Origin of the sequence: Rhodopseudomonas sp. BR0C11, from assembly GCF_010820945.1 — a bacterium.
Lineage (GTDB): Bacteria > Pseudomonadota > Alphaproteobacteria > Rhizobiales > Xanthobacteraceae > Rhodopseudomonas > Rhodopseudomonas palustris_H.
In genome coordinates this window covers 1-9,249 of the sequence record NZ_QTKI01000174.1, presented here as the reverse complement: position 1 = coordinate 9,249, position 9,249 = coordinate 1, and the positions used below count along the sequence as shown (strand labels likewise).

At 65.0% G+C, this 9,249-nt stretch carries 8 protein-coding genes; 4 read left to right on the top strand and 4 right to left on the bottom strand.

The window, feature by feature from the left end:
* The 4 genes from DYI24_RS14590 to DYI24_RS14575 form a co-directional block, all read right to left on the bottom strand.
* Nucleotides 1-811, bottom strand: an 811-nt coding sequence (locus DYI24_RS14590) for a branched-chain amino acid ABC transporter permease (protein ID WP_164572792.1), incomplete at its 3' end; no start/stop codon positions are given.
* 10 nt (nt 812-821) lie between these two features.
* The gene (locus tag DYI24_RS14585; protein ID WP_012497117.1) at nt 822-1,535 is read right to left on the bottom strand and encodes an ABC transporter ATP-binding protein; all 714 of its coding nucleotides are present in this window, start codon (nt 1,533-1,535) and stop codon (nt 822-824) included.
* A complete protein-coding gene (locus DYI24_RS14580; RefSeq protein ID WP_011159257.1) occupies nt 1,532-2,332 on the bottom strand; it encodes an ABC transporter ATP-binding protein in 801 nt (266 codons plus the stop codon). Before DYI24_RS14580 ends, DYI24_RS14585 begins: the two co-directional genes overlap by 4 nt.
* Nucleotides 2,333-2,362: 30 nt before the next feature.
* Nucleotides 2,363-3,229, bottom strand: coding sequence for an IclR family transcriptional regulator (locus tag DYI24_RS14575; protein ID WP_011159256.1), 867 nt, complete (start codon nt 3,227-3,229; stop codon nt 2,363-2,365).
* 132 nt (nt 3,230-3,361) lie between these two features.
* On the opposite strand from DYI24_RS14575, the gene DYI24_RS14570 reads away from it, so the two are divergent.
* The 4 genes from DYI24_RS14570 to DYI24_RS14555 all read left to right on the top strand — a co-directional run.
* Nucleotides 3,362-5,461, top strand: a complete 2,100-nt coding sequence (locus DYI24_RS14570) for a 3-hydroxyacyl-CoA dehydrogenase NAD-binding domain-containing protein (RefSeq protein WP_164572791.1) — start codon at nt 3,362-3,364, stop codon at nt 5,459-5,461.
* A 173-nt stretch (nt 5,462-5,634) separates the two neighbouring features.
* Nucleotides 5,635-7,293, top strand: coding sequence for a dicarboxylate--CoA ligase PimA (pimA, locus tag DYI24_RS14565; protein WP_164572790.1), 1,659 nt, complete (start codon nt 5,635-5,637; stop codon nt 7,291-7,293).
* 31 nt (nt 7,294-7,324) lie between these two features.
* A complete protein-coding gene (locus tag DYI24_RS14560; protein ID WP_164572789.1) occupies nt 7,325-8,512 on the top strand; it encodes an acetyl-CoA C-acyltransferase in 1,188 nt (395 codons plus the stop codon).
* A 95-nt stretch (nt 8,513-8,607) separates the two neighbouring features.
* Nucleotides 8,608-9,249 (top strand): acyl-CoA dehydrogenase family protein (locus DYI24_RS14555; protein WP_205523525.1); only part of this gene is annotated, 642 nt, incomplete at its 3' end.

The following is a 9,249-nucleotide window of genomic DNA, read 5'->3' as shown; positions in this document are numbered from 1 at the left end:
GCGCCAGGGCGATCGGCAGTTTGAGTTCGTTGCCGACACCCGGGATGTAGGTGCCCGCGAGGTTCTCGAACACGCCGACCAGGAAGCCGCCGACCACTGCGCCGAACGGACTGGACAGACCGCCGAGCACCGCTGCGGCAAACCCGTAGATCAGCACGCCGCCCATCATGTTGGGCTCGAGGAACACCACCGGAGCGATCAGCATGCCGGCGATCGAACCGATCGCGGCCGCCATGCCCCAACCGAGGGCGATCATCCACGATGTGTTGATGCCGACCAGCCGCGCCGATTCAGGCTGCGACGCCGCCGCCCGCATCGCCAGACCGATCCTGGTGTACTGGAAGAACAGGAACAGCAGGATCAGCAGCACGATGGTGACGCCGATCATCCCGGCCTGGTGGGTCGAGATCAGCTGGCTGCCGAGGAACGGCGAGGAGCCGAACGGCGACGGGAACTGCTTGATGGTGAAGTCCCAGGTCAGGCCCGCGACCGAGTTGATGATCGCGAACAGGGCGATAAAGCCCGCGACGTGGGTCAGCACCGGCGCGTTGCCGAGCGGCTTGAACAGCGCCCGCTCGATGATCACGCCGCCCGCGAACGAGAACGCCAGCGTCAGCACGAAAGCGCCCCAATACGGCACGCCCCACTGCATCAGCTGCCAGGCGACGAAGGTCGAGAACATCGCCATTTCGCCCTGGGCGAAGTTGAGGTGGTCGATCGCCTGGTAGATCATCACCACGGCGAGCGCCATACAGGCATAGATCGCACCGGTGGCGATGCCAGCCAGGATTTGGTTCAGAAACAGATCCATGGCCGTCTCCTCAGTAGCCCAGATAAGATTTGCGGACGTCTTCGTTGCTGGCGATCTCCGCCGCATTGCCAGACATCACGATCCGCCCGGTCTCGATCACATACGCCTTGTCGGCGAGTTCGAGCGCGAGCTGGGCGTTCTGTTCGACCACCAGGATGGTGACCTTGTCCTCGCGGTTGATCTTGCCGAGGATCTTGAACAGATCCCGCACGATCAGCGGCGCGAGGCCGAACGAAGGCTCGTCCAGCAGCATCAGCCGCGGCCGCAGCATCAGCGCGCGGGCGACCGCGAGCATCTGCTGCTCACCGCCGGACAACGTGCCGGCCTGTTGGGTGTGGCGCTGCTTGAGCACCGGGAAATGCGCGTACATCCGCTCGATGTCCGAGGCGATCGCCTTGGTATCCTTGCGGGTCATCGCGCCGAGTTGCAGGTTCTCCTCCACGGTCATCGTGGTGAAGGTGCCGCGGCCCTGAGGCACATGGGCGATGCCGAGCTTGACGATGGATTCGGTCGAGCTTCGGTTGATCGCCTTGCCTTCGAACTCGATCGTGCCGGTCGAGCGCACCATGTTGCAGATCGCCCGCAGCGTGGTGGTCTTGCCTGCGCCGTTGGCGCCGAGCAGGGTGGTGAGGCTGCCTTCGTGCAGGTCGAATTCGAGCCCGTGCAGCGCTTGGACCTGGCCGTAATAGGCGCGCAGGTCGCGAACGTTGAGCATCGCGGTCATTGTTCGTCTTTGCTCCCCAGATAGGCCTTGATCACATCCGGGTCGTTCTGCACCTGGGTCGGCGTCCCCTCTGCGAGCTTGCGTCCGAAATTGAGCGCGACCACGTAGTCGGCTGTGGACATCACCATGCCCATGTGGTGTTCGACCAGCAGCACGGTGATGCCGCGGTCGTCGCGAATGCGGCGGATCAGGTCGCCGAGGATATAGACTTCCTCGTGATTGAGACCGCCGGCCGGTTCGTCGAGCAGCAGGATCTTGGGTTCTGCGGCGAGCGCACGCGCCAGTTCGACGCGCTTCTGGGTGCCGAACGGCAGGCCCGACACCGTGGTGTGGCCGACGCTGCGCAGATCGAGATAGCCGAGGATATCGTCGACCTTCTTGTTCAGCGCCTTCTCGGTGCTGCGGATCCACGGCATGCGCAGCGAATCCGAAACGATATCGCTGTTGGTGCGGCAATGCGCGCCGACGCGCACGTTGTCGATCACCGACATGTTCGGGAACAGCGCGACGTTCTGGAACGTGCGGCCGATGCCGATCTCCGCGATGCGGTGCGGCGGCCGCGTCAGAATGCTCTCGCCTTCGAGCAGGATGTCGCCTTTGCTCGGCTGATACAGCCGCGACAGGCAGTTGAACAACGTGGTCTTGCCGGCGCCGTTCGGGCCGATCAGTCCGAGGATCTGACCCTTTTGCATGTTGAAAGAAATGCCGTTCAGGGCGACGATGCCACCGAACACGACGCTGACGTCGCGCACCGCGAGAAGCGGCGACGCGGAAGAAGAAGACTGAGCCTGCATCATTTGCAGTGGCCCGGTCGAGGCAGCGTTTTGCTACCTGATCCCCTCGACGACACGCGCAACTTTCCCTCCTTTTGTTCTTTTGTTATCGGATTTTCTTGGTTGCGGCGCAGCTACTCCCCCGAGCGCCGCTTCGATTTTCCTTACCATCGCGACAAGGCGAGGTCCAATGTCGTTGATCAGCCGCTCTTCCGTGAAACGGAAAGCCGGCGCGCCACAGTTGAACGCGTAGGGGCCGGTACCATCGTTGAGTGTGAGTGCAACGCCCGCGGCGTGCACATCGTCCTGCCACTCGCCGACCGAGATCGCAAAGCCGTGCTTGGCGACCATCTCCTCGGAGCGTTCGATGCCTTCTTTGATGCGCGGCCAGCGGCTGCCGTAGTATTCGCGCATTTCCTTCATTAAAACCGCGCGTTCTTCGCTTTGCAGCGCACACAAGTAAGCGCGGCCCATCGCGGTGGTGGCGATCGGGATTCGCGAGCCGACGTCGAGTTGCACGCCGACGGTGAGGCTCGATCGCGCCTGGCCGACATAGATCATGCTGATCCGGTCGCGCGCTCCGACCGCGACCGCGCCGCCGGTCTGCTGCATCAATTCGTCGCGGTAGGGCTGTGACAAATGCCGGACGCCGAGATTGGCGAGCGCCGCATAGCCGAGCGACATCGCGGCCGGCGCGAGTTGATACTTTTCGAAGCGCGGAACCTGCGTGAGATAGCCGAGCTTGGTGAGGGTGTAGGTCAGCCGCGAAATCGTCGGCTTGGGCAATTTGGTGCGCGCCGCCAATTCCTGGTTGCCGAGCAGCCCGTCATTGGGGCCGAATGCGCGAAGCACTTCCAGGCCGCGGGACAGAGCCACCACGAAACTGCGGTCGGTTGCTGGTTTCTTCGGTGGACGCTTCATCCCTGCACGGCTTTTGGTTTTATGGACGTCGTTGACAATCGACGCTCTTCAAAATAACCCTCGCTGTCAAGATGTGGAATTAATTTTCGCAGTGCGAAACAAACTAAGAAACGCAAACCCAAGGAGAACGGCATGAGCGAAGTAGTCACACGCGCAACGCAGGATCAGGTCGCGATCGTCACGGTCGACAGTCCGCCGGTCAATGCGCTCAGTGCGGCTGTTCGCCGCGGCATTCTGGAAAACGTCAACGCCGCCGTTGCCGATCCCGCCGTGCAGGCGATCGTGCTGGTGTGCGCGGGCCGCACCTTCATCGCCGGCGCCGACATCACCGAATTCGGCAAGCCGGCGCAGCCGCCGGCGCTCAACGACGTCATCGCCGCGCTGGAGAATTCGCCGAAGCCGACGATCGCGGCGATCCACGGCACCGCGCTCGGCGGCGGTCTCGAAGTCGCGCTCGGCTGCCATTTCCGCGTCGCCGTCAAGGAAGCCAAGCTCGGTCTGCCGGAAGTCAAGCTCGGCCTGTTGCCGGGCGCCGGCGGTACGCAGCGCCTGCCGCGCGCGGTCGGTCCTGAGCTCGCGGTGCAGATGATCGTCGGCGGCAGCCCGATCGGCGCCGCTGAAGCGCTCAAGCATGGCCTGGTCGAAGAGATCGTCGAGAATCTGGTCGCGGGCGCGGTGGCGTTCGCCACGAAGGTGGTGGCCGAGAAGCGCCCGCTGCGCCGGCTGCGCGACGATGATTCCAAGCTCGCCGCCGCCAAGGCCGATCGCTCGATCTTCACCAATGCGGTCGCGGCGATGACCAAGAAGGCGCGCGGCCTCGAAGCGCCGTTCGCCTGCGCCGACGCGATCGGCGCGGCAATCGATCTACCGTTCGAGGAGGGGCTGAAGAAGGAGCGCGAGGGCTTCATGAAGCTCGTCGTGTCCGATCAGTCGAAGGCGCAGCGCTACGCGTTCTTCGCCGAGCGTGAAGCCGCCAAGGTCGACGGCGTGCCGGACGGCACCAAGCCGCGCCCGGTGGCGCGCGTTGCGATCATCGGCGCCGGCACCATGGGCGGCGGCATCGCGATGTCGTTCGCCAATGCGGGCATCCCGGTGACGCTGATCGAGACCGGCGAGGAGCAGCTCAAGCGCGGCATGGGCATCATGCAGAAGAACTACGAAGCCACCGCGGCGCGCGGCGGCATCCCGGCGGACGCGCCCGCCAAGCGGATGGGCCTGATCACCGGCGTGGTCGGCCTCGAGAACGTCAAGGATGCCGATCTGATCATCGAGGCGGTGTTCGAAACCATGGCGGTGAAGAAGGAAGTGTTCACCGCGATCGATGCCCACGCCAAGCCGGGCGCGGTGCTGGCGTCCAACACTTCGTATCTGTCGATCGACGAGATCGCCGCCACCACCAAGCGTCCGCAGGACGTGCTCGGCATGCACTTCTTCTCGCCGGCCAACGTGATGAAGCTCTGCGAAATCGTGCGCGGCGCCAAGACCGCGCCGGACGCGCTGCTCACCGCGGTGTCGATTGCCAAGAAGATCGCCAAGGTGCCGGTCGTGGTCGGCGTCTGCGACGGCTTCGTCGGCAACCGCATGCTCGCAGCCCGCTCCAAGCAGTCCGAAAAGCTGCTGTTCGAAGGCGCACTGCCGCAGCAGGTCGACGCCGTCGTCACCAAGTTCGGCATGCCGATGGGCCCGTTCGCGATGGGCGATCTCGCCGGCCTCGATATCGGCTGGCGCTCGCGCAAGGACCGCGGCATCAAGTCGGAGATCGCGGACGCGCTGTGCGAAGCCGGCCGGTTCGGCCAAAAGACCGGCAAGGGCTACTACAAGTACGAAGCCGGCTCGCGCGCTCCGATGCCCGATCCGGAAGTCGAGACGCTGATCAACGACACGCTCGCCAAGCTCGGCCTGAAGCGCCGCGACATCACCGACGAGGAGATCCTCGAGCGGATGGTGTACCCGATGATCAACGAGGGCGCCCGCATTCTCGAAGAGAAGATCGCGGCGCGTCCGAGCGACATCGACGTGGTCTGGCTGTACGGCTACGGCTGGCCGATCTATCGCGGCGGCCCGATGCACTATGCCGACAGCGTCGGCCTCAAGCACATCGCCGAGCGGCTGTCGGCCTACGCCAAGGCCACCAACGATCCGTCGCTGGAGCCGGCGCCGCTGCTCGCCCGCCTCGCCGCCGAAGGCAAGACCTTCGCCTCGCTCACGCAGCCGTCCAAGGCCGCGGCGTGATCGCTGTTCTCCCTCTCCCGCTTGCGGGAGAGGGCCGGGGTAGGGGCGACGCGGCATAGTGCCTGGGGACCCCACCCCCTCCCCGCAAGGTGGAGGGGAGACAATGACGTAATGCTATTCCTGCCAGAAACGAAGAGCCGTTAATTCACCCCCAAATCGCGAAGTGGCCCCGCATGTCCCATCCCGGTGAGCAGTACTATCCGCCTGGCGTTCGCTGGGATGCGCCAATCGCTAGGGGGACGTTGCCGGATCTGCTGGCGCAGGCCGCGAAGGACTATGCGTCGCGGCCTGCGCTGGAGTTTCGTGATCGGCAGATCACCTACACCAAGCTCGAAGCGATGGCCGAGACCGCGGCGGCCGCGCTGCTCGCTGCAGGCTATGGCCGCGACTCCTCGGTCGCGCTGTATATCGGCAACACGCCGGACCATCCGATCAATTTCTTCGGCGCGCTGAAGGCCGGCGCCCGCGTCGTGCATCTGTCGCCGCTCGATGGCGAGCGGGCGCTGTCGCACAAGCTCAGCGACTCCGGCGCACGGGTGCTGATTACCACCGATTCCGCCGCACTGCTGCCAATGGCCGAGAGGTTTCTCGCCAAGGGGCTGCTCGACCGCCTGATCGTGTGCAGCGATGCGAGCTGGGGCGAGTCGGCCACGCCGCTGGCGCCGCTGCCCAGCGATCCGCGGGTGATTACTTACGCCGACTTCATCAAGGGCGCCTCCAAGCCCATGGCCTGGCCGGCGATTGTGCCGGACGATATCGCGCTGTTGCAGTACACCGGCGGCACCACCGGGCTGCCGAAGGGCGCGATGCTCACCCATTCCAACCTGACCTCGGCGGTGTCGATCTACGACGTCTGGGGTCTGGTGCGCGCCAACAGCGGCGGCATTCATCGCGTGATCTGCGTGCTGCCGCTGTTCCACATCTACGCGCTCACCGTGATCCTGCTGCGTTGCCTGAAGCAGGGCGATCTGATCTCGCTGCATCAGCGCTTCGACGTCGCCGCGGTGTTCCGCGACATCGAGGAGAAGCGCGCCACCGTGTTCCCCGGCGTCCCGACGATGTGGATCGCGCTCGCCAATGATCCGTCGCTGGAGAAGCGGGATCTGTCGTCGCTGACGATGGCTGGCTCCGGCGGCGCGCCGCTGCCGGTCGAGGTCGCGCGGCTGTTCGAGCGCAAGACCAATCTGAAGCTGAAGAGCGGCTGGGGCATGACCGAGACTTGCTCGCCCGGGACCGGCCATCCGCCGGAAGGGCCTGATAAGCCGGGCTCGATCGGCCTGATGCTGCCGGGCATCGAACTCGATGTCGTGGCGCTCGACGATCCGAAGCGCGTGCTGCCGCCGGGCGAAGTCGGCGAGCTCCGCGTCCGCGGTCCAAACGTCACCAAGGGCTATTGGAACCGGCCGGAGGAGTCCGCTCACAGTTTCGTCGGCGACCGTTTTCTCACCGGCGACATCGGCTATATGGACCAGGATGGCTACTTCTTCCTGGTCGACCGCAAGAAGGACATGATCATCTCCGGCGGATTCAACGTCTATCCGCAGATGATCGAGCAGGCGATCTACGAACACCCCGCGGTGCAGGAAGTGATCGTGATCGGCGTGCCGGACGATTACCGGGGCGAGGCGGCGAAGGCGTTCATCAAGCTGCGCGACGGGGCGCAGCCGTTCAGCATCGACGAGCTGCGTGCCTTCCTCACCGGTAAGCTCGGCAAGCACGAGCTGCCGACCGCCGTGGAGTTTCGCGACGAACTGCCGCGCACCACGGTGGGCAAACTGTCCCGCCACGAACTGCGCAGCCAGCAGACCACCACCAAGACACAGACCAAGTAATTCGTAACAGCAACCCCGCAGGAGCCTGCATATGACCGAGGCCGTTATCGTTTCAACCGCGCGCACGCCGATCGGCAAGGCGTATCGCGGCGCCCTCAACGCCACCGAGGGCGCCACGCTGCTCGGCCACGCCATCGAGCACGCGGTGAAGCGCGCCGGCATCGACCCGAAGGAGGTCGAGGACGTGGTGATGGGCGCGGCGATGCAGCAGGGCGCCACCGGCGGCAACATCGCCCGTAAGGCGCTGCTGCGCGCCGGCCTGCCGGTGACCACCGCCGGCACCACCATCGACCGCCAGTGCGCCTCCGGCCTGCAGGCGATCGCGCTGGCCGCCCGCTCGGTGCTGTTCGACGGCGTCGAGATCGCGGTCGGCGGTGGCGGCGAGTCGATCTCGCTGGTGCAGAACGACAAGATGAACAGCTTCCACGCCGTCGATCCGGCGCTGCAGGCGATCAAGGGCGACGTCTACATGGCGATGCTCGACACCGCCGAAACCGTGGCGAAGCGCTACGGCATCTCGCGCGAGCGCCAGGACGAGTACTCGCTCGAGAGCCAGCGTCGCACCGCGGCGGCGCAGCAGGGCGGCAAGTTCAACGACGAAATCGCGCCGATCTCGACCAAGATGGGCGTCGTCGACAAGGCGACTGGCGAGGTGTCGTTCAAGGACATCACCCTGTCGCAGGACGAGGGCCCGCGGCCGGAGACCACCGCTGAGGGGCTGGCTGGATTGAAGGCCGTGCGCGGCGAAGGCTTCACCATCACCGCCGGCAATGCCAGCCAGCTGTCGGACGGCGCCTCGGCCACGGTGATCATGAGCGACAAGACCGCGGCCGCGAAGGGCCTCAAGCCGCTTGGCATCTTCCGCGGTATGGTCTCCTACGGCTGCGAGCCGGACGAGATGGGCATCGGCCCGGTGTTCGCGGTGCCGCGCCTGCTGAAGCGCCACGGCCTCAGCGTCGACGACATCGGCCTGTGGGAGCTGAACGAAGCCTTCGCGGTGCAGGTGCTGTATTGCCGCGATAAGCTCGGCATCGATCCGGAGAAGCTGAATGTTAACGGCGGTGCGATCTCGGTCGGCCATCCCTACGGCATGTCGGGCGCGCGCCTGGCCAGTCACGCGCTGATTGAAGGCCGCCGCCGCAAGGTGAAGTATGCAGTGGTGACGATGTGCGTCGGCGGCGGCATGGGCTCCGCCGGCCTGTTCGAGATCGTGCAGTAAGCCTCACGGGAGTCATTCCGGGGCGCGAGCGCAGCTCGCGAACCCGGAATGACGAATGATAGTTTCGTAGACGAATTCGACCCAAGGAGGATCCGATGGATCTGAATTTCAGCAAAGAAGAGATCGCGTTCCGCGACGAGGTGCGGCAGTTCTTCAAGGACAATGTGCCGGCCAAGACGCGGCAGAAATTGATCGAAGGCCGCCACAACACCAAGGAAGAAATGGTCGAGTGGTACCGCATCCTCAACAAGAAGGGCTGGGCGGTGACGCACTGGCCGAAGGAATACGGCGGCACCGGCTGGAGCTCGGTGCAGCACTACATCTTCAATGAGGAGCTGCAGGCCGCGCCCGCGCCGCAGCCGCTCGCCTTCGGCGTCTCGATGGTCGGCCCGGTGATCTACACCTTCGGCAGCGAGGAGCAGAAGAAGCGCTTCCTGCCGCGCATCGCCAATGTCGATGATTGGTGGTGCCAGGGCTTCTCCGAGCCGGGCTCGGGCTCCGACCTCGCGTCGCTCAAGACCAAGGCGGAGAAGAAGGGCGACAAGTGGATCATCAACGGCCAGAAGACCTGGACCACGCTGGCGCAGCACGCCGACTGGATATTCTGCCTGTGCCGCACTGATCCGGCCGCCAAGAAGCAGGAAGGCATCTCCTTCATCTTGGTCGACATGAAGACCAAGGGCATCACCGTCCGTCCGATCCAGACCACCGACGCCGGCCACGACGCCAACGAAGTG